This is a genomic window from Pseudomonas asiatica (genome assembly GCF_009932335.1).
In the GTDB taxonomy this organism is placed as follows: domain Bacteria; phylum Pseudomonadota; class Gammaproteobacteria; order Pseudomonadales; family Pseudomonadaceae; genus Aquipseudomonas; species Aquipseudomonas asiatica.
Genome location: NZ_BLJF01000001.1, coordinates 3,483,241 through 3,501,000, shown reverse-complemented (window position 1 = coordinate 3,501,000; position 17,760 = coordinate 3,483,241). Strand labels below are relative to the sequence as shown.

The window sequence follows — 17,760 nt, the reverse complement described above, 5'->3', positions numbered from 1 at the left end:
ATGACGCCGCTTCGATTACAACGGTACAGGTGGCTGTCGGCCTAGAAGTCGTAGCGCAGGCTCATGGTGGCATTACGCGGGTCACCGTAATGGCCAACACTGCCGCCGATACCCGAGTAGTACTTCTCGTCGAAGATATTGTTCAGGTTCAAGGTGGCGGCCAGATGGTCGGTGACCTGATAGCGCGCCATCAGGCTGGCAACCGTGTAGTCATCCTGGGTGGCTCGGGCTTTGAGGCTGTTGTAGTAGAGCGACATGCTGGAGTTCCAGGACACCCCGCCACCCACGGTCAGCCTGTTCCAGTCACCCTGGAAGCGATAGGTGTTCCAGAAGCGGAAGGTGTCCATGGAATATTGCGTCAGCTGGCGCACGCCATCGGCGTCTTCCGTGCGGGCATGGCTGTAACTGGTCATGACTTGCCAACCAGGCAAGACCTCACCCGACAACTCCAGGTCGATACCCTTGGTCTCGGTACCCTTTGCGCCCTTGTAGGCTTGTTGGTCGAGCGTGCCTTGCACGATCTCACCGCTGTCCTCCACCGCCAGGTTGTCACGCTTGACCAGGAACAGTGCCGTACTGGCGTTCAGACGCCCGTCGTAGAACGCCCCTTTCCAGCCCACTTCGTAGTTGCTGCCTATGACAGGGCCAATGACCGAACCGTTACGATCGAGGTTGGACTGTGGCTTGAAGATATCGGTATAGCTGGCATACACCGATTGCTCTGGGGTCAGGTCATAGATGATGCCCGCGTACGGTGTTACTTCACCCCGCTCGTGCATCTTGACGTCCGGCGATCCGAATGAGGTAGGCCAGTAGTAATAGTCGTAGTCATAGTCGGAGGTGCGCGCGCCTACGATTACGTTCAGGTCATCCATCAGGTTGAACTTGAATGCCGCGTAGGTGCCGCGCTGGCTGCTCTTGATGTTGAGAATTTCCCCAAGTGCGCCAGTCTCGGTTGGCCGAGGCAGGTAGTTGTCCCAGTCATAGAAGTTGACGGTTGTGGTGCCGACGTCATAACCGGTGTGATCGTTCTTGTAATCCTGGTAGTTGAAGCCGGTGATGAACTCGTGAGTACGCCCGAACAGGGAAAAAGGCCCTTGCAGTGTCAGGTCCAGGCCACGCTGGGTCTGGTCGGCTTCAGCGTTGTAACGCAGCATTCGCGCAGCGCCGGTTTCTTCATTGATCCACGCTCGGCCCGAAGAGGTCTGATAAGAGCCGTTGTAGTTATCGCGATTGGAATCCATGTAGTTCGCGGCCAGCTTGATTTGCCAGTCATTGGCGAAGGTATGCTCGGCGGCCATGAAATAGTTGGTGGTTTCCAGCTCGTCGTACATCCAGCGGGCGCCGGAACTGGTAGAGCGGGAAAAGTTGGTCTGCTTGCCGTTGGTGAACAACAGCGGTACACCCGGTGAACCGGTGGCTTTGAACTTCTGGTAGTCGACGCCGAAACGTACCAAGGTGTCGTCGTTCAGGTCCGCTTCGAGAACGCCGTAGAGGATGTCTTTGTCTTCCTTGTACCAGTCGCGAAAGCTGCCGCTTTTCTGCTTGGCCGCCACCATGCGCCCGCGCAGGTTGCCACCCTCGGTCAAGGGGCCGGAAACATCGACTTCGCTGCGGTAGGAGTCCCAGGAGCCGACAGTGCCCTGGATATGCGACTGGAATTCGCGGGTCGGGCGTTTGCGAATGAGGTTGACCACGCCGCCGGGTTCACCCGCGCCGGTCATCAGGCCGGTGGCGCCGCGGACGATTTCGACGCGGTCGTAAAGGGTCATGTCCAGCAACGTGCTGGGCATGTTGCGGGTCTGGTTTTCCTGGGTGGTGGTCACGCCGTCAAGCTGGTAGGTGTTGATGGCACTGCCGCGGGAATAGATGTTGTAGCGCAGGCCACCGTCCTGGGACATGGTGATGCCGGGGGTCTGGTTGAGCACCTGGGTCACGCTGTTGAGCTGCTGGTCGTCCATGCGCTGGCGGGTGATCACGCTGATCGACTGGGGCGTTTCACGGATCGACAGGTTCATCTTGGTGGCGGTGTTGGTCACACCGGTGGTGTAGGAGCCCGTGCCTTCGGTAGTGGCACCAAGGCCCACGCTATTGACGTTGGTCGCCGAAAGCTCGACCTGGCCGGCCTGTGCGCCCGAACTGGCCGTCACCGTCACGGTGTTGCCATCGATCTGGTAACGCAGCCCGGTGCCTTGCAGCAATGTCCGCAACGAAGACTGCAGGTCATGCCGGCCCTTGAGGGCCGTGGAGCGCAGCCCACTGATGTCCTCCGGGCTGTACAGCAACTGGGTATCGGTCTGCCTGGCCAGTGCCTGCAACGCCGAGTTCATCGACTGCGCGGGAATATCCAGTGTCCACTCCTGCGCCTGCACCTGGGCAACCATCGCAGCGGATATCGCCAGGCCCAGGCTGATGCGTGTGAGCGCGCGCTGGGGACGAAGGGAATGACGGATCAGTAATGCTTTGGCAAGCGGGTTGAGCGGGCCGGGGAGGGACTTGGACATCTATTGCGGTCTCGTTGGCAGAGGGTTTTTTTCTATGTCAGCTATATGACGCAGCACCTGTGAAAAACCGGAACGATTCTTATTGGCGATTTTTTTGGGCGATGCTGCGTTAACCGCGTCACAACTTCACAGTTCGCGTGCTACGCGAAAGCCGAGGAAGTCACCGCGGGTGGTCTTGAGGCGGTCGTTGCGGTTGGCCGAGCGGGAGAAGATCGGGGGCTCGCCCCAGTCGTTGCCGCGCATGTGCGCGCGGATGCACTTGGGGTCCTGGATCCAGGCACTGCCGTCGGTGGGGGCGCCTTCGTAGCTGTCGTGGTAGCAGTCGGCGACCCATTCGTAGACGTTGCCGTGCATGTCGTACAGGCCGAAGGCATTGGGCGGGTAGCTGCCCACCGGGGCGGTGAAGGTGTAACCGTCCTTGGGTCCATAGGTATTGGCGTGTTTGCTGATCTCGTATTTGCCCGGTTCGTCGAAGGGGAAGGGGAACGGGCCGCTGGAACCGGCACGGGCGGCATATTCGCGTTCGGCTTCGCTGACCATGCGGTATGGCTTGCCGGTGGTTTCAGCCAGCCATCGGGTGTAGGCCTGTACTTCGTCGTAGTCGATGCATACCGCCGGCTGGCGGGGACCTTGCTTGTAGCTGGGCTTGCTGGCTTCGCACCAGCGGTCGGGGCGGTCGTCGCCGCTCTTGATGACGGTGCCGGTGGCCTTGATATAGGCGTCCAGTTCGCCGGCGGTGACCTGATAGCGGCTCATCGCGAAGGGCTTGGCGAAGGTCACGGTGTGCAGCGGGCCCTCGTCGGGCTGGCGGCCGACTTCGTCGTCAGGGGCCCCCATCACGTAGCTGCCGGCGGGCAGCACGACCATTTCGGGGCAGTCCTTGCAGTCTTTGAACACGTCGCCGGGCTTGGCGGCGTGGGCGTAGGCGCTGACCAGCAGCAGGCAGGTGATCTGGGCTGGCCGGTAGAGCCAGGCGGATACGTTCATCGGTGGTCCTCGAAACGGGTGAATGCGGGCTGCGTTTCGCATTCAGACGAATCGGGGTGGTGAGAAATTAACCAATACACACGCGCCCCCTTACCAGCCAGTTAACGTCACTGGGGCTGCTGCGCAGCCCATCGCCGGCAAGCCAGGCTCCCACAAGGACTGCGAAAATCTTGAGTTCTGCGCCGTACTTGTGGGAGCCCGGCTTGCCGGCGATGGGCCGCAAAGCGGCCCCGGCAATATCGGCGTGGATGCAAAGAACTGGGGCCGCTTCGCGCCCCCTCGCGACACAAGGCCGCTCCTACACGGGATTGTGGCCGGCGGGGTAGTTGCCAGCCAGGAAACACCGGGCTATAGTCCAGCCCACTGTTCTTTTCCCGAAGACCTGTTCATGCCAGCCAGCCCATCCACCACAAGCTTTGCCATCGCGCCAGTCGCGGGCATGGTCGTGCGTGGCTGCCAGCAGCCGGCGATGATCAGTCACTATCCACCACCACCTGTCAGTGGCGTTGTAGGCGGCGTAGCTCCGCCTCCTTGCGTGGTCGTGCTGGGCTGATCGGCTTCTGGCCGCATCCCTTCGCACACGCAACCTACTGAACACGGTCGGCGACTTCCCACGCTGAAGCGCACGCCGTCCGTCTGGCTTATTCGCCTTGAATCAGGTGGCAATACATGTCTGTCTTTAGCAAAGCATCCGTGGCCTCGGCGGCCACTACCAGCCTGTTCGTCCTGCTGTGGAGCAGCGGGGCGATCGTCTCCAAGCTCGGCCTGGCGCATGCCAGCCCGTTTGCCTTCCTGCTGTTGCGCTCGGCGCTGGCCCTGGCCGGGCTGCTGTTGATCGGCCCGTTGCTGGGGCTGCGCTGGCCGCGCAGTCGCGGGGCCATCCTGCGGGCCCTGGGCACTGGCTGTGTGCTGCTCGGCGCTTACCAGATCTTCTACCTGCTGGCGCTCGATACCCATGTCACCCCCGGCATCATGGCCACGGTGATGGGGGTACAACCGATCCTGACCGTGGTGCTGATGGAGCGCCAGCGCTCCTGGAGCCGCTTGTTCGGCCTCGGGTTGGGGCTTGGCGGGTTGATCATGGTGGTCTACCAGGGCATCAACCTGGGCGGGGTATCGCTGGCGGGGATGTTGTTCGCCTTGCTGGCGCTGGCCAGCATGACCTTCGGCTCGATCCTGCAGAAGCGCATCACCGACAACCCCATGGGCACGCTGCCGCTGCAGTACCTGGCCGGCTTTGCCATGTGCGCGCTGTTCGCGCCGCTGCAGCCGCTGCATGTGGCGTGGACTGGCGGTTTCGTCGGCGCGCTGCTGTGGATGGGGCTGGTGGTCTCGCTGCTGGCGACCCTGCTGCTTTACCGGCTGATCGCCAAGGGTAACCTGGTCAATGTCACCAGCCTGTTCTACCTGGTGCCAGCGGTGACCGCGGTGATGGACCTGCTGATCTTCGGTAACCGCCTGGCGCCGCTCAGCCTGCTGGGCATGGGGCTGATCGTGGTGGGCCTGCTGTTCGTGTTCCGCAAGCCCGCCGCGCGCCTGGCCGAGGCGTAGGCCCTAGCGGAACTCTTCGGGGATGGCGTGGCGCAGTACGCCTTCCTCGAAGTCCAGCAGGCCGGCTTCGCGCTGGGTGAGCAGGTAGTAGAGCAAGGTGTCGAGCGAGCGCTGCGGCGGGACCTCGACCGCCAGCATCTTCACCGCCTGCTCGGTTTCGCAGTTGCAGCCGAAGTCGTGCAAGGCCGCGCGTACCTGGTCCAGGGTTTCCGGGGGCTTGACGATCACCCGGAACACCGAGCTGCCGCTGCTGCGGCGCAGTTCGGCGAACCAGGTTTCGCCGGCTTCCTCACGGGTGCCGATCACGTCGCCCGGGGCGATGCCGTAGACATGGAAGGGAATGTTGTCGACGGCATAGCCGCCTTCCACGGCCTTGGCCCACAGGCCCTCGACCGAGGCGGGCGGGTAGCCGTTTTCGTCCTGCTCCAGGCGGAACAGGACCTTCTTGTACGCGTCGTTCATCGTGTACCCCGCTTCAGCTGCGCGCCGGACGCAGCACCAGCCACAATGCCACGCCAATCAGCAGGCCACCGTACAGGTGCGCCATCGACAGCGGCTCGTCCAGCAGCCATGCCCCCCACAATACGCCGAATACCGGGATCAGGAAGGTCACGGTACTGGCCTTGACCGGGCCGATCTCCTCCAGCAGGCGGAAGTACAGGATGTAGGCGAACGCTGTGCACAGCAGGCCCAGGCCGAGCAGCGACAGCCACACCTGCCAGCCGCCCCAGCTGGCGGGTGGCTGGCTCAGCGCGCTCCAGGCGAACAGCGGGCTCAGCATCAGGGTGGCGCCGAGCATGCTGCCCAGTGCCGACAGGCGGCTGTCCAGGCCGCTGACCCAGCGGCGGGCGAGGAAGCCGGCAAAGCCGTAGCAGGTGGTGGCCGCCAGGCAGGCGAGGGCGCCTTGCAGCAGGGCCAGGTCCAGGGCCACCGGGCCGGCACCGCTGAGGATGCCGACGCCGAACAGGCCGAGGAAGATGCCGCAGAGCTTGGCCAGGGTCATCGGTTCGCGGAAGAACAGCACGCCGACCAGCACACCCATCAGCGGTGTGGTGGCGTTGAAGATTGCCGAGTAGCCGGCGGGCAGCACCTGGGCGGCCACGGAGTAGAACGTGGCGGGAATACCGGAATTGATCATGCCCAGCACCAGGCAGGCCCCGAGCTTGCCCTGGAAGTCCCAGCGCACGCGGGCGGCAGCGAGCAGTGCAACCAGGCCCAGGCAGGCGATGGACACGCGGAAGAACGCCGTCGGCACCGTGCCCAGTTCGGGGGCGATGATGCGCATGAACAGGAAGCTCGCCCCCCAGACGGCGGCAAGGGTCAGCAGGCGGGCTAGGGCGATGGGGCTCACAACGGTCTCCGGAGGCAGGGCAGGGGCGCGAGTGTACGCCAGGGGGGTTGGGGATTCTTGTGCTTTTTTGCGGTGTAAACCTGTGCCGGCCTCTTCGCGGGCACGCCCGCTCCCACAGGTTCTCTGCAATGCTCGGCCCTGTGGTAATCCTGTGGGAGCGGGCGTGCCCGCGAAGAGGCCGGCACAGGCTCCGCAAAAACCAAGAGGCGACTAAGCTCTGTAACTCAACACCGCACCGAGGTCCTCGCATGCCCCAGCCCTGGCCCGCTGTCGAAATCGCCCGGACGATCCTTGCCGGCTTCGACGACTACCGCGACCACTTCCAGCGCATCACCCTCGGTGCCCGCCAGCGCTTCGAGCAGGCGCGCTGGCAGGATATCCAGCGTGCCGCCGCCGCCCGTATCAATCTCTATGAAGAGAAGGTCGCCGAGGTCAACGGCTGGCTGCGCCAGAGCTTTGCCGAGGACGTGCTGCTGGATGTGGAGCAATGGCCGTTGGTGAAGAACGCCTATATCCACCTGATCGACCCAAGGCTGGACGACGAGCTGTCCGAGACCTGGTACAACTCGCTGTTCTGCAGCCTGTTCAGCCACGACCTGATCAGCGACGGCTGCATGTTCATCCACACCACCCGACCGTCCATGCGCAGCCGTGAGCGCGCCGCGCAAACCCGTACCTATCGGCCTGACGGTGGGCTCAAGGGCCTGCTGCGGGCGGTGTTCAGCGATTACCCGTTCGATGTGCCGTACGGCGACCTGGAGGGCGACCTGGTGCGCCTGGAGGATCAGTTGCGCGACTGCCTGCCGGACTGGGTATGCAAGGATCCGACCTTGGCGTTGGAGCTGTTTGTGCCGGTGCTTTACCGCAACAAGGGTGCATACCTGGTCGGCCGTCTGTTCAACAGCGATGAGCAATGGCCGCTGGTAATCCCGCTGCTGCACCGCGAAGGGCACGGTATCGAGGCCGATGCGCTGATCACCGACGAGGCCGAGGTGTCGATCATCTTTTCCTTCACCCGCTCGTACTTCATGGTCGATGTGCCGGTGCCTGCGGAGTTCGTCAACTTCCTCAAACGCATCTTGCCGGGCAAGCACATTGCCGAGCTGTATACCTCCATCGGTTTCTACAAGCATGGCAAGTCGGAGTTCTACCGGGCGCTGATCAACCACCTGGCCAGCAGCGACGACCGCTTCGTCATGGCGCCCGGGGTGCGCGGCATGGTCATGAGCGTGTTCACCCTGCCGGGCTTCAACACCGTGTTCAAGATCATCAAGGACCGTTTTTCACCGTCGAAGACGGTCGACCGTGCCACGGTGATAGACAAGTACCGGCTGGTGAAAAGCGTCGACCGCGTCGGGCGCATGGCCGATACCCAGGAGTTCGCCGATTTTCGATTCCCGCGTAGCAAGTTCGAGCCGGAGTGCCTGGCCGAACTGCTGGAGGTGGCGCCATCGACCGTGGCGCTGGAGGGTGACACGGTGCTGATCCGCCACTGCTGGACCGAGCGGCGCATGACGCCGCTGAACCTGTACCTGGAACACGCCAGCGAGGGCCAGGTGCTGGAGGCCCTGGAGGATTACGGCCTGGCCATCAAGCAGCTGGCGGCGGCGAATATCTTCCCTGGCGACATGCTGCTGAAGAACTTTGGCGTAACCCGCCATGGCCGGGTGGTGTTCTATGACTATGACGAGATCAGCTTCCTGACCGAGGTGAACTTCCGCCATATCCCGCCGCCGCGTTACCCGGAGGACGAGATGTCGGGCGAGCCGTGGTACTCGATCGGGCCGCATGACGTGTTCCCCGAGGAGTTTCCGCCGTTCCTGTTTGCCGATATCGGCCAGCGGCGCTTGTTCAGCCGCCTGCATGGGGAGTTGTACGACGCGGATTACTGGAAGGGGCTGCAGGCGGCGATTCGTGACGGGAAGGTGATCGATGTGTTTCCGTATAGGCGCAAGGGGCGGTGACTGTGCTTTAGCAGGCCCGGCCTCTTCGCGGGCTTGCCCGCTCCCACAGGTACATCACAGCTCTCGAGGGCAGTGGGTTCCTGTGGGAGCGGGCAAGCCCGCGAAGAGGCCGGGCCTGCTTTTCCCAATTACCCCTTCAAACACTTCAATTCACTGAAATCGGTACGCACCTTGCTCAACCGTTCCAGCAGGTACCGCCGCTGCTGCGGGGTACTCTGGTGCACCAGGTCCACCAGCAAGCTGCGCGCCTGCTGCTCGGTATTCTGATACGCCGCCCGGTACTCCGGCGTCCACAAACTCTCCTTGCGCTGCAACAGCGTTGCCAGGCGCGGCTCGAAGCTGGCGTCGTTGCGCTGGTTCATCGCCAGCAGCAATTGCTGCTGCCAGTGCGCGCGGTTGGCGATCCATTCGCGGTTCTGGTCGCCCAGCGCCTGGGACCAGGCCTGCACGCGCTGCTTCTGTACCGCGGTCAGCTCGCCAAACCACGGCGTCAGGCGTTTCTCCATGCGTTCGGTACGGCGGGCGATCTGCTTGTCCAACGGCGTATCCACATACTTCTTCTGCCGTTCGCTGATGTCTTCGCGGAACGCCTCGCGCATCTCCGCCACCTGGGCATCGCTCATGCCGCGCAGCAGCTCGGTGGCCGAAGGGGTGATTTCCTCGGCTACCCGGCCAATCGCCTCGCGGGCTTCGCGGGTACGCTGCTGCAGGGATTGGTCGGTCACCTGGTCGTCGGCGACCATGCCGCGTACCCGGTCCAGCCAGTCGAGGTAACCAGGCAGCTGGGTCTTGCAATGCCAGGCCAGGTGCTCCCGCAGGCGGTCGTCAAGCATGGCCTTCTGCTCGCTGTTCATGGCCAGGTAGTCGCCCAGCGACCACGGCACCAGGCGGTCGAGGTTGCGGTAGGCCAGGTCGATACGGCTGCAGGCGGCCAGGGCCAGGGCGCAGCCGATGGCGACGAGCAGGGCTTTGGACAGGCGTAGCGGCATGGGCTGCTCCTTGCGGGTGCTTGCCCGTCGGTAGACGCAAGAGGAACGCTGACGGTTCCACTGCATCAGCGGTCGGGCGGCGCGCTGGCTTCAGGTGTAGAATAGCCGCCTTGTCTTGAGGAACATCGGAAATGGCTCTGCTTGGGCGTTACAACAGTTTGCAAATCGTGAAACACGTGGACTTCGGCCTGTACCTGGACGGCGGCGCCGACGGCGAGATCCTGCTGCCCGGGCGCTACATCCCGAAAAACGCCGAAACCGAAGTGGATGACTGGCTGAACGTGTTCATCTACCTGGACAGCGAAGACCAGCTGATCGCCACCACCGAGAAGCCCAAGGTGCAGGTTGGCGAGTTCGCCAGCCTCAAGGTCAAGGATATCAACGGTGCCGGCATCTTCCTCGACTGGGGCCTGTCCAAGGACCTGCTGATGCCGTACTCGGAAGAGGCGCGGCCGCTGAAAATCGGCGACTACTGCGTGGTACACGTGTATCTCGACAAGCGCACCCGCCGCATCACCGCCACCTCACGCCTGGACCGCTACCTGGACCGTACCCCGGCGGACTACCAGGTGGGCCAGCCGGTCGAGCTGCTGGTGGCCGGCGAGACACCGATGGGATTCAAGGCGATCATCAACAACCGCCACTGGGGCCTGATCCACAAGAACGAGGTGTTCAAGTTCCTGCGCTCGGGCATGCACGAGAAGGGCTTTATCAAGGAAGTGCGCGCGGACGGCAAGATCGCCTTGAGCCTGCAACCGGTGGGTGCTGCCCTGGCCGACAGCCTGCAGGAGCAGATCATGGCGCGCCTGGAGGCCGAAGGTGGGGTGCTGGGGGTGTGCGACAAGAGCGACCCGGCGCTGATCAGCAAGCTGTTCAACGTCAGCAAGGGCAACTTCAAGAAGGCCATTGGCGGGCTGTTCAAGCAGGGCCGCATCGTCATCCATGACGATCGCATCGAAAAGGCCTGATCAGGCCTGCACGAAGGTACGGAAGTCCAGCTGCTCGCCACCCGGTCGGGTGTCGCGCAGCAGCGAGTCGCGGTCGGCGCTGAGGGCCAGGCTGATGGTCGAGCGGCGCTTGCCGGGGTTGCGCACTTCCATCTGTTCCTGGTGAGCGCGCAGGAAGTTGGTCGGCACCTTCAGGTGCTGCAGCTCGTCGCTTTCCGGGGTGTGCAGCAGCAGGTTGACCCAGTCGGGCTGGCCCTTGCGCAGCAGCGCCACCGGCACCTCGAACCACCACAGGTTGCGCTTGCGGTCGAGGATGGCGAACAGGGTGTTGCTGCTGGTCAGCACCGGGCGGGCCAGTGCTTCGTTACGCCGGGCGATGGCGGCGGGTTTGTCGAGTTTCATGCAGGTTCCTGCGGGTTGACGCTATGAAGGCCTGCATTGTGAGGGGTGGCGGGTAGCGGAGCAAGGTTTGCCAACCGCCTTGCCGCTCGGTTCGAAGGCGAAAAAACTGTTGGAACGCTTGGCGAAGGCGTCGGGTCCACCGACTGTCGGCACGGTCCACGTGCCCCCAATTGCAGGAGTTTTGCCATGAGCGGTACCAAAGACAAAGCGAAAGGCTTGGCCAACGAAGCGATCGGCAACGTCAAGCAGGGTGTCGGCAAAGTGACCGACAACGAGCGGCTGCGGGCCGAGGGTGAAGCGCAGGAGCTCAAGGGCGAGGGGCAACAGATCAAGGGCAATGTGAAGGACGCGGTGAAAAAACCTTGATGTGACTGGCCTGTCCCGGCCTTTTCGCGGGTAAACCCGCTCCCACAGGTACTGAACAGATTTCAAGCACTGTGCGGTACCTGTGGGAGCGGGCGTGCCCGCGAAGAGGCCGCTACTGGCGTAAGCAAATTCTTGCAGCATGGCCGGGATCAGCACAGCAGCGGCATGGTCTATTAGACTTACCCGTGGTACCCACGAATCAAGCGGCGAAAGGAGACGCTATGATTTTCCCCGACCTGCGCGGCCTGCCCCTGCACCGCGTGTTGGTACGCACCGTCAAGGAATTCCTCGACGACGAGATGTCGACCTACGCTTCCGCATTGGCCTACCAGATGCTGTTCTCGTTGTTCCCGTTCCTGCTGTTCCTGATCGCCCTGATCGGTTTCCTGCACCTGCCGGACTTCTTCTCCTGGCTGCGCCTGCAATCGGAACTGGTGCTGCCACCCCAGGCGCTGGAGCAGGTCAACCCGGTGATCGACCAGTTGCAGCAGTCCAAGGGCGGGCTGCTGTCAGTAGGTATCGTGATTGCCTTGTGGACCGCATCGGCCGGTGTGCGCCTGATGATGAGCGCGATGAACGCCGCCTACGATGTGCCCGAGGGCCGCCCGGTGTGGAAGCGCATTCCGTTGTCGATCATCTATACCGTGGGCATTGCCGGCATGTTGCTGGTGGCAGCGGCGCTGATGGTGCTGGGCCCGCAGGTGATGGAGTGGATTGCCGCCCAGGTAGGCATGCAGGAGGTGATCGTCACGGTGTGGACCATCCTGCGCTGGCCGGCGATCATCATCCTGATGATGGTGGCGGTGGCGCTGATCTACTACGTGATGCCCGATGTCAAGCAGCAGTTCCGCTTCATCACCCCGGGTTCGGTGCTGGCGGTGGTGGTGTGGATCTTGGCGTCGCTGGGCTTTGCCTACTACGTGAAGACTTTTGCCGACTACAACGCCATGTACGGCAGTATCGGTGCAATCATCGTGCTATTGCTGTATTTCTATATCTCCGCTGCCGTTTTGCTGCTGGGCGCGGAGATGAACGCAGTGATCGAGCACATGTCGAGCGAGGGCAAGAACCCTGGCGAAAAGGACGTCGATGAGCACAAGCCCCGCGAAACCATTACCGTGCTGGGCCATGAGCACCCCGTTCCGAGCGAGCACCAATCTTCAGAGCCGAACCCCAGATGATCCGTGACATTCTCAAGATGGGCGACGAACGCCTGCTGCGCATCGCCCCGCCAGTGCCCGAGCACATGATCGGCAGCGCCGAACTGCAGCAACTGATCGACGACATGTTCGAAACCATGCGCCATGTGGGCGGTGTCGGCCTGGCCGCACCGCAGATCGGCATAGACCTGCAACTGGTGATCTTCGGCTTCGAGCGCAGCGAGCGTTACCCGGATGCCGAACCGGTGCCGCAGACTATCCTGCTCAACCCGGTCATCACGCCCACATCCAGCGAGATCGAGGACGGTTGGGAAGGCTGCCTGTCGGTGCCCGGCCTGCGCGGTGTGGTACCGCGTTTCAAGCACATCTGCTATGAAGGCATCGACCCCCAGGGCAACCCGATCAACCGTTTTGCCGACGGCTTCCATGCGCGGGTGGTGCAGCATGAATGCGACCACCTGATCGGCCGGCTTTACCCGTCACGCATCCAGGACTTTTCCCGGTTCGGCTACACCGAGGTGCTGTTCCCCGGGCTCGACGCCAGCGACGACTGACCCCGTTGCAGTGCCACCAGGCGTTTGCTGCGCTGGTAGCGCTGCAGGCGGCCAGCCAGGGTTTCCGGCAGTTGCAGAGCCATGTCGAAGCCCAGGCGCTGGTAGAAGGGCGCAAGGTCCGGGTGGCAGAACAGCCAGGTGGGCCCGCCAGCCTGCGCCAGCGCCGCCTCGACCAACCGCCCGGCCACGCCCTGGCTGCGCCGCTGCGGGTCGACGAACAACCCGGTCAGCCACAAGCCATCGCCCACCGGGCTCAGGCTCAAGCCTGCGATGATGCCGGGGCCCCGCGCCACCCACAGCTCTGCATCGCCCGCAGCACGCATGCGTGAGCCATGCTGGCGGTAAAAGTGGTCCAGCAGCCGGCGTTCCGGGGCCGAAAGTTTCGAACAGTACAAATTTTCAGAAATTGCGCGCCCTGCCCTGAAAGGTGGCCAGAGGCTCTGGCCTGATGTTTTGCGGTGAACTTGTCGCAGATTGTTGCATATCTGGCAAGGGTGAATGTCCGAGTTCGGGGTTCAACTATTCCAGGCCGGGAGTAGACTTTTAGCCATCCCCACTGGCAGTACGAAGCGGGATCGGTACTTCGTGCCATCTTCACCGCAGATGGCAACTTCTCCGCGCCGGGCACGGCAATAGAAGTCAATCGATCAGCTTGAATGCTCAAAAGGCAAACTCACATGAAACCATTACTGATTCTTGCATTGGTCGGTATGTCCTCGTTCGCCCTCGCCGATGAGGCCAGACCCGTCTCCAGCGAGCCCGTCGCCCAGCAGTACGACTACTCCATGAACCTGGACATCAAGCGGGTGATCAACCTGTCGACCATCCCCAACGTCTGCGAAGTGGTACCTGCGACCATGACCTACGAAGACCACCAGGGCCAGGTGCACACCATCCAGTACCGAGCCATGGGTGAGGGGTGCCAGCAGGGTTGATCAGGCTCTTGCCTGTGTTGATGGCCCTTTCGCTGGCCTGCGGGTGACGGGGCCATCAACCGTCTTGCAGTTCGGGCAACAGAAAAATCCTGAATGAATATCGAGGAAAAAGTGCTATCTTAATTTGATAGCATTTTTTGATGAACACTCGATACCGCAAAATCCTCGACGCAATTTTCCGAACGCCGACCACGGCGTCGTTGGCTTTCTCCGAGATCGAGGCATTGGTACTCCATCTGGGCGGTGAGGTGCTGGAGCGGCAAGGCTCCAGGGTCAAGCTGGTGCTGGGTGGCCAATGCTGGAGATGTCATCGGCCTCATCCAGGCAAGGAAGCCAAGCGGTATCAGATTGAAGAAGCCCGTGAATTCCTCTTGCGGGCAGGAGTCAGGATATGAGTTGCATGCGCTACAAAGGCTACGCTGCCCGTATCGAGTACGACGCGCGTGACGATATCTTCGTCGGCCGTGTGCTTGGTATGCGTGACATCATCAGTTTTCACGCAAGCTCGGTGCCCGAGCTGCATGAGGCGTTTCGCGATGCGCTGGAAGATTACCTGGCCGATTGCGCAGAGCAGGGCATTGCGCCGGAAAAACCTGCCTCGGGCAAAGTAATGCTGCGTATCCGGCCCGAAGTTCATGCTGCCGCGAGTGTTGCTGCCCGTGCTGCCGGCAAAAGCCTCAACCAGTGGGCCGACGAGGTCTTCGAACAAGCCGCAATGGCCTGAACAAGCCTGCTTTCGTTGTTTCTCGCGGGTATTCTGCAATTACTCATGCAGAATAGTTTCCGTTGCCTGTCGATTCCTCCAGTTCCCGTTCGACCAATAGGTGAGAGCACGTTGCACCCCCGTGCCCAATCACCCATGACCTGTCGGAGGAACCCCCGATGAGCACCGCAGCCGAAACCGAGATTCGCCAATTGATCGAGCGCTGGATGCAGGCCGTGCGCGACCGCGACATCCCCAACATCGTCGCTCCCTATGCCGACGACATCGTCGCCTTCGATGCCATCCAGGCCCTGCAATTCAAAGGCAAGGCAACCTACCAGGCGCATTGGGAAATGTGCATGGGCATGTGCCCCGGCCCGATGGTTTTCGAATTAGCCGAACTTACCGTGCATGCCGCTGGCGACCTGGCCTTGGCCCACTGGCTTAACCGCTGTGGCCCCGCGGACAACGAAAGCCAGTGCGGCTTCATGCGCGCCACCGTGGGCTATCGTCGTCAAGGTGGCCAGTGGCAGGTAATCCACGAACACTGGTCGGCGCCATTCGACATGGAAACCCAGAAAGCCCTGTTCGATCTCAAGCCCTGAGCTGTTATCGCCAAACGCACTTTGCCAATGCCCTGGAGGCGACCATGAAATACCTGTGCCTGGTCTATTGTGACGAGGGGCTGTTGCACAGCCTGCCCGACAGCCCGGAAGACGCCGAATGCATGGCGTATGCCGAATCCATCCAAGGCTCCGGGCGAATGCTGGCGGCCGAGGCGCTGAAGCCGGTGCAGACCGCCACCACAGTGCGCATGCGCAACGGGCACATGAGCCTGACCGACGGACCGTTCGCCGAGACCAAGGAGCAACTGGCTGGCTTCTACCTGGTGGAAGCCCGCGACCTGAACGAGGCGCTGAACATCGCCAAGGGCATCCCCGCCGCACGGGTCGGCAGTGTCGAGGTGCGGCCGGTGCGCGAACTGCAACCCTGACAGCAATGGAGACCTACCAGCATGAGCCTTGCACACCCCGCGCAAGCGCAACACGAGTTGTCCATCAGCCGCCTGATCGACGCGCCACCGGCCAAGGTGTTCCGCGCCTGGACCGAGCCCCAGTGGCTGATGCAGTGGTGGGGGCCGCACGGCATGACCACCCCGGAGTGCGAGATGCAATTGTGGATCGGTGGCCTGTTCCGCACCCTGATGCGGGCGCCGGATGGCAGCGAGTACCCGAACCAGGGCGTGTTCCTGGAGATCGCCGCGCCGCGGCGGCTGGTGTTCACCGATGCCTTCGGCCCAGGCTGGGTACCTTCGGACAAGGCCTTCATGACTGCCGTGATCAGTTTTGACGAGGAGCAGGGCAAAACCCGCTACACCGCCCGCGCCTGGCACTGGAATGCCGCCGATTGCCGCGCCCATGAGGAAATGGGCTTCCATCAGGGTTGGGGAGAAAGCCTGGACCGCCTGGTGGAGGTGGTGACCCAGCGGATGCCCGACTGATGACGGCACTGGCGCAGGTGCGCGCCGAGGTCGAGGCGGTCTACCGGAGCGAGTCACGGCGCATCCTGGCGACGCTGATCCGCCTGCTGGGTGATTTCGACCTGGCCGAGGAGGCCATGCACGATGCCTTCTTCATCGCCGTCGAGCGCTGGCAGCGCGACGGTATCCCCGATAACCCGCGGGCGTGGCTGGTGTCCACCGGCCGCTTCAAGGCCATCGATGCGCTGCGCCGGCGCGCCCGATTCGACCGTTCCCAGGCGGACCTGAGCATGCTGCTCGACGGCCAGGCGCAGGACCCCAGCGAGGAAGAACTGCTGGCCGACGACCGCCTGCGGCTGATCTTCACCTGCTGCCACCCGGCCTTGTCCGCCGATGCCCAGGTGCCGCTGACCCTGCGTGAAGTCTGCGACCTGACCACCGAGCAGATCGCCCGCGCTTTCCTGCAGAGCCCGGCCACCATTGCCCAGCGTATCGTGCGCGCCAAGGCCAAGATCCGCGATGCCGGCATCCCTTATCAGGTACCGGAGCTGAGCGAACTGCCCGAGCGCCTGGAGAGTGTGCTGCGGGTGATCTACCTGGTGTTCAACGAGGGCTATTCGGCGTCGTCGGGCGAGGCGCTGTTGCAGCAGGAGCTGAGCGATGAAGCCATTCGCCTGGCGCGCCTGCTGGTGCAGTTGCTGCCCGACCCGGAGGTGGTCGGCCTGCTGGCTCTGATGTTGCTGCAGGCGTCCCGGCAGCGGGCGCGTACCGATGGCCAGGGCAACCTGGTATTGCTCGAGCAGCAGGACCGTAGCCTGTGGGACCGGCAACGCATTGCCGAAGGCTGCGAACTGGTGCGCCAAGCCCTGCAAAGTCGGGCGTTCGGTGCCTATACCGTGCAGGCGGCGATTGCGGCGGTGCATGCCGAAGCGGCGACAGCCGAAGCGACCGACTGGGCGGAGATCGTCGGGCTGTATGACGTGCTGCAGCGGCATTGGCCGTCAGCAGTGGTAGAGCTGAACAGGGCCGTGGCGCTGGCAAAGCGGGATGGGCCGGAGGTTGGGCTGCGGGAAGTGGAAGGGATTCTGGCGAGGGGAGAGTTGCTGGACTATCACCTGGCGCATGCGACGCGGGGCGAGCTGCATTACCAGTTGGGGCATATGGAAGAGGCCCGGGCGGCCTGGCGGCAGGCGCTGGCGCTGACCCGGCAGGAGCCGGAGCGCAGGCATATCGAGCGGCGGTTGCAGGCTATCGAATGATGTTGGCTGCACTGGCCTCTTCGCGGGTAAACCCGCTCCCACAGGATTGCGTCACGGCTTGATGCTGTGAGGTCCATGTGGGAGCGGGTTTACCCGCGAAAGGGCCGGTACTGCCTGCATCAATCTTCAGCTAGCCACAAAATTCGGCGGCGACACCAGCTCGACGGTCTGCTGCTTGCGCGGTGCGAGGATCTCGGCCTCGCCCTGGACCACCAGCTCATCATTCTGGTTGTACACATTGGTGGCGATGCGCACCTTGAACTTAGGCAGCTTCTCCAGGATTTCCAGGCGCACGGTCAGGGTATCGCCAATTTTCACCGGCTTCTGGAAGCTCATCTGCTGGCCCAGGTAGATGGTGCCAGGGCCAGGCAAGGTGCAGGCCACTGCAGCACTGATCAGCGCGCCGCTGAACATGCCGTGGGCAATGCGCTCGCGGAACATGCTCTTGGCAGCGAACTCGGCGTCCAGGTGTACCGGGTTGTGGTCACCGGACATCGCGGCGAACAACTGGATGTCGCGTTCTTCGACGGACTTCTTGTACTCGGCCTTCTGGCCGACTTCGAGGGCTTCGTAAGGCGTGTTGGTGACCTGGGACATCGGGGCTTCCT

The 17,760-nt window shown here is 62.9% G+C and carries 22 protein-coding genes; 14 read left to right on the top strand and 8 right to left on the bottom strand.

Features of this window, described 5'->3' with window-relative positions; all coding sequences use genetic code 11:
• Positions 1-41: 41 nt before the first annotated feature.
• A complete protein-coding gene (locus GYA95_RS16270; RefSeq protein ID WP_015271325.1) occupies positions 42-2,504 on the bottom strand; it encodes a TonB-dependent siderophore receptor in 2,463 nt (820 codons plus the stop codon).
• 126 nt (positions 2,505-2,630) lie between these two features.
• Positions 2,631-3,491, bottom strand: coding sequence for a dihydropyoverdine dehydrogenase (gene pvdO / locus GYA95_RS16265; RefSeq protein ID WP_015271324.1), 861 nt, complete (start codon positions 3,489-3,491; stop codon positions 2,631-2,633).
• Positions 3,492-3,879: 388 nt separating this feature from the next.
• Between pvdO and GYA95_RS27685 the strand changes: the two genes are divergently transcribed.
• Both GYA95_RS27685 and GYA95_RS16260 read left to right on the top strand, forming a co-directional pair.
• Positions 3,880-4,044: a hypothetical protein gene (locus GYA95_RS27685; RefSeq protein WP_170304001.1), complete on the top strand. Its 165-nt coding sequence runs from the start codon at positions 3,880-3,882 to the stop codon at positions 4,042-4,044.
• Positions 4,045-4,160: 116 nt separating this feature from the next.
• Positions 4,161-5,042: a DMT family transporter gene (locus tag GYA95_RS16260; protein WP_015271323.1), complete on the top strand. Its 882-nt coding sequence runs from the start codon at positions 4,161-4,163 to the stop codon at positions 5,040-5,042.
• Between the two features lie 3 nt (positions 5,043-5,045).
• Here the strand turns inward: GYA95_RS16260 and GYA95_RS16255 are convergent, their stop codons facing one another.
• Both GYA95_RS16255 and GYA95_RS16250 read right to left on the bottom strand, forming a co-directional pair.
• The gene (locus GYA95_RS16255; RefSeq protein WP_015271322.1) at positions 5,046-5,504 is read right to left on the bottom strand and encodes a DUF4265 domain-containing protein; all 459 of its coding nucleotides are present in this window, start codon (positions 5,502-5,504) and stop codon (positions 5,046-5,048) included.
• Between the two features lie 13 nt (positions 5,505-5,517).
• Positions 5,518-6,393, bottom strand: a complete 876-nt coding sequence (locus tag GYA95_RS16250) for a DMT family transporter (RefSeq protein WP_015271321.1) — start codon at positions 6,391-6,393, stop codon at positions 5,518-5,520.
• Positions 6,394-6,641: 248 nt separating this feature from the next.
• On the opposite strand from GYA95_RS16250, the gene aceK reads away from it, so the two are divergent.
• A complete protein-coding gene (aceK, locus tag GYA95_RS16245) occupies positions 6,642-8,357 on the top strand; it encodes a bifunctional isocitrate dehydrogenase kinase/phosphatase (protein ID WP_013973730.1) in 1,716 nt (571 codons plus the stop codon).
• A gap of 128 nt (positions 8,358-8,485) precedes the next feature.
• Here aceK and GYA95_RS16240 read toward each other — a convergent pair whose 3' ends face one another.
• Positions 8,486-9,346: a DUF6279 family lipoprotein gene (locus GYA95_RS16240; protein WP_015271320.1), complete on the bottom strand. Its 861-nt coding sequence runs from the start codon at positions 9,344-9,346 to the stop codon at positions 8,486-8,488.
• Between the two features lie 131 nt (positions 9,347-9,477).
• Between GYA95_RS16240 and GYA95_RS16235 the strand changes: the two genes are divergently transcribed.
• Positions 9,478-10,314, top strand: coding sequence for a CvfB family protein (locus GYA95_RS16235; protein WP_013973728.1), 837 nt, complete (start codon positions 9,478-9,480; stop codon positions 10,312-10,314).
• Here GYA95_RS16235 and GYA95_RS16230 read toward each other — a convergent pair whose 3' ends face one another.
• Positions 10,315-10,695: a hypothetical protein gene (locus GYA95_RS16230; RefSeq protein WP_013973727.1), complete on the bottom strand. Its 381-nt coding sequence runs from the start codon at positions 10,693-10,695 to the stop codon at positions 10,315-10,317.
• Positions 10,696-10,881: 186 nt separating this feature from the next.
• Between GYA95_RS16230 and GYA95_RS16225 the strand changes: the two genes are divergently transcribed.
• The 3 genes from GYA95_RS16225 (at position 10,882) to def (ending at position 12,775) form a co-directional block, all read left to right on the top strand.
• Positions 10,882-11,061 carry a CsbD family protein gene (locus tag GYA95_RS16225; RefSeq protein WP_015271319.1) on the top strand — a complete coding sequence of 60 codons (180 nt, stop codon included), beginning with the start codon at positions 10,882-10,884 and terminating at the stop codon, positions 11,059-11,061.
• A 221-nt stretch (positions 11,062-11,282) separates the two neighbouring features.
• Complete coding sequence (locus GYA95_RS16220) at positions 11,283-12,242, top strand: YihY/virulence factor BrkB family protein (RefSeq protein WP_013973725.1); 960 nt, start codon at positions 11,283-11,285, stop codon at positions 12,240-12,242.
• Positions 12,239-12,775: a peptide deformylase gene (gene def, locus GYA95_RS16215; RefSeq protein ID WP_015271318.1), complete on the top strand. Its 537-nt coding sequence runs from the start codon at positions 12,239-12,241 to the stop codon at positions 12,773-12,775. The genes GYA95_RS16220 and def overlap by 4 nt, the downstream gene beginning before the upstream one ends.
• On the opposite strand, the gene GYA95_RS16210 is transcribed toward def, so the two are convergent.
• Positions 12,730-13,098 carry a GNAT family N-acetyltransferase gene (locus GYA95_RS16210; protein ID WP_015271317.1) on the bottom strand — a complete coding sequence of 123 codons (369 nt, stop codon included), beginning with the start codon at positions 13,096-13,098 and terminating at the stop codon, positions 12,730-12,732. The genes def and GYA95_RS16210 overlap by 46 nt on opposite strands.
• A 354-nt stretch (positions 13,099-13,452) precedes the next feature.
• Between GYA95_RS16210 and GYA95_RS16205 the strand changes: the two genes are divergently transcribed.
• The 7 genes from GYA95_RS16205 to GYA95_RS16175 all read left to right on the top strand — a co-directional run bounded on the left by GYA95_RS16205 (position 13,453) and on the right by GYA95_RS16175 (position 17,152).
• Positions 13,453-13,710: a DUF2790 domain-containing protein gene (locus GYA95_RS16205; RefSeq protein WP_004375752.1), complete on the top strand. Its 258-nt coding sequence runs from the start codon at positions 13,453-13,455 to the stop codon at positions 13,708-13,710.
• 140 nt (positions 13,711-13,850) lie between these two features.
• Positions 13,851-14,105: a type II toxin-antitoxin system HicA family toxin gene (locus GYA95_RS16200; protein ID WP_015271316.1), complete on the top strand. Its 255-nt coding sequence runs from the start codon at positions 13,851-13,853 to the stop codon at positions 14,103-14,105.
• Positions 14,102-14,434 carry a type II toxin-antitoxin system HicB family antitoxin gene (locus GYA95_RS16195; protein WP_015271315.1) on the top strand — a complete coding sequence of 111 codons (333 nt, stop codon included), beginning with the start codon at positions 14,102-14,104 and terminating at the stop codon, positions 14,432-14,434. Before GYA95_RS16200 ends, GYA95_RS16195 begins: the two co-directional genes overlap by 4 nt.
• 158 nt (positions 14,435-14,592) lie before the next feature.
• Complete coding sequence (locus tag GYA95_RS16190) at positions 14,593-15,018, top strand: YybH family protein (RefSeq protein WP_015271314.1); 426 nt, start codon at positions 14,593-14,595, stop codon at positions 15,016-15,018.
• A 44-nt stretch (positions 15,019-15,062) separates the two neighbouring features.
• Positions 15,063-15,407 (top strand): YciI family protein, encoded by a 345-nt coding sequence (locus tag GYA95_RS16185; protein ID WP_013973721.1) that lies wholly within the window; start codon positions 15,063-15,065, stop codon positions 15,405-15,407.
• Between the two features lie 21 nt (positions 15,408-15,428).
• Entirely contained in the window at positions 15,429-15,914 is a 486-nt protein-coding gene (locus GYA95_RS16180; RefSeq protein ID WP_015271313.1) for an SRPBCC family protein, read from the top strand.
• Positions 15,914-17,152 (top strand): RNA polymerase sigma factor, encoded by a 1,239-nt coding sequence (locus GYA95_RS16175; RefSeq protein WP_015271312.1) that lies wholly within the window; start codon positions 15,914-15,916, stop codon positions 17,150-17,152. The genes GYA95_RS16180 and GYA95_RS16175 overlap by 1 nt, the downstream gene beginning before the upstream one ends.
• Before the next feature lie 126 nt (positions 17,153-17,278).
• Here the strand turns inward: GYA95_RS16175 and GYA95_RS16170 are convergent, their stop codons facing one another.
• Positions 17,279-17,749: a MaoC family dehydratase gene (locus GYA95_RS16170; RefSeq protein ID WP_012273633.1), complete on the bottom strand. Its 471-nt coding sequence runs from the start codon at positions 17,747-17,749 to the stop codon at positions 17,279-17,281.
• Between the last annotated feature and the right edge of the window lie 11 nt (positions 17,750-17,760).

Bases quoted from the DNA above. Each gene is read 5' to 3' on its own strand.
- GYA95_RS16270 (WP_015271325.1), bottom strand. From the start codon at position 2,504: ATGTCCAAGTCCCTCCCCGGCCCGCTCAACCCGCTTGCCAAAGCATTA.
- pvdO (WP_015271324.1), bottom strand. From the start codon at position 3,491: ATGAACGTATCCGCCTGGCTCTACCGGCCAGCCCAGATCACCTGCCTG.
- GYA95_RS27685 (WP_170304001.1), top strand. From the start codon at position 3,880: ATGCCAGCCAGCCCATCCACCACAAGCTTTGCCATCGCGCCAGTCGCG.
- GYA95_RS16260 (WP_015271323.1), top strand. From the start codon at position 4,161: ATGTCTGTCTTTAGCAAAGCATCCGTGGCCTCGGCGGCCACTACCAGC.
- GYA95_RS16255 (WP_015271322.1), bottom strand. From the start codon at position 5,504: ATGAACGACGCGTACAAGAAGGTCCTGTTCCGCCTGGAGCAGGACGAA.
- aceK (WP_013973730.1), top strand. From the start codon at position 6,642: ATGCCCCAGCCCTGGCCCGCTGTCGAAATCGCCCGGACGATCCTTGCC.
- GYA95_RS16240 (WP_015271320.1), bottom strand. From the start codon at position 9,346: ATGCCGCTACGCCTGTCCAAAGCCCTGCTCGTCGCCATCGGCTGCGCC.
- GYA95_RS16235 (WP_013973728.1), top strand. From the start codon at position 9,478: ATGGCTCTGCTTGGGCGTTACAACAGTTTGCAAATCGTGAAACACGTG.
- GYA95_RS16230 (WP_013973727.1), bottom strand. From the start codon at position 10,695: ATGAAACTCGACAAACCCGCCGCCATCGCCCGGCGTAACGAAGCACTG.
- GYA95_RS16225 (WP_015271319.1), top strand. From the start codon at position 10,882: ATGAGCGGTACCAAAGACAAAGCGAAAGGCTTGGCCAACGAAGCGATC.
- GYA95_RS16220 (WP_013973725.1), top strand. From the start codon at position 11,283: ATGATTTTCCCCGACCTGCGCGGCCTGCCCCTGCACCGCGTGTTGGTA.
- def (WP_015271318.1), top strand. From the start codon at position 12,239: ATGATCCGTGACATTCTCAAGATGGGCGACGAACGCCTGCTGCGCATC.
- GYA95_RS16210 (WP_015271317.1), bottom strand. From the start codon at position 13,098: ATGCGTGCTGCGGGCGATGCAGAGCTGTGGGTGGCGCGGGGCCCCGGC.
- GYA95_RS16205 (WP_004375752.1), top strand. From the start codon at position 13,453: ATGAAACCATTACTGATTCTTGCATTGGTCGGTATGTCCTCGTTCGCC.
- GYA95_RS16200 (WP_015271316.1), top strand. From the start codon at position 13,851: ATGAACACTCGATACCGCAAAATCCTCGACGCAATTTTCCGAACGCCG.
- GYA95_RS16195 (WP_015271315.1), top strand. From the start codon at position 14,102: ATGAGTTGCATGCGCTACAAAGGCTACGCTGCCCGTATCGAGTACGAC.
- GYA95_RS16190 (WP_015271314.1), top strand. From the start codon at position 14,593: ATGAGCACCGCAGCCGAAACCGAGATTCGCCAATTGATCGAGCGCTGG.
- GYA95_RS16185 (WP_013973721.1), top strand. From the start codon at position 15,063: ATGAAATACCTGTGCCTGGTCTATTGTGACGAGGGGCTGTTGCACAGC.
- GYA95_RS16180 (WP_015271313.1), top strand. From the start codon at position 15,429: ATGAGCCTTGCACACCCCGCGCAAGCGCAACACGAGTTGTCCATCAGC.
- GYA95_RS16175 (WP_015271312.1), top strand. From the start codon at position 15,914: ATGACGGCACTGGCGCAGGTGCGCGCCGAGGTCGAGGCGGTCTACCGG.
- GYA95_RS16170 (WP_012273633.1), bottom strand. From the start codon at position 17,749: ATGTCCCAGGTCACCAACACGCCTTACGAAGCCCTCGAAGTCGGCCAG.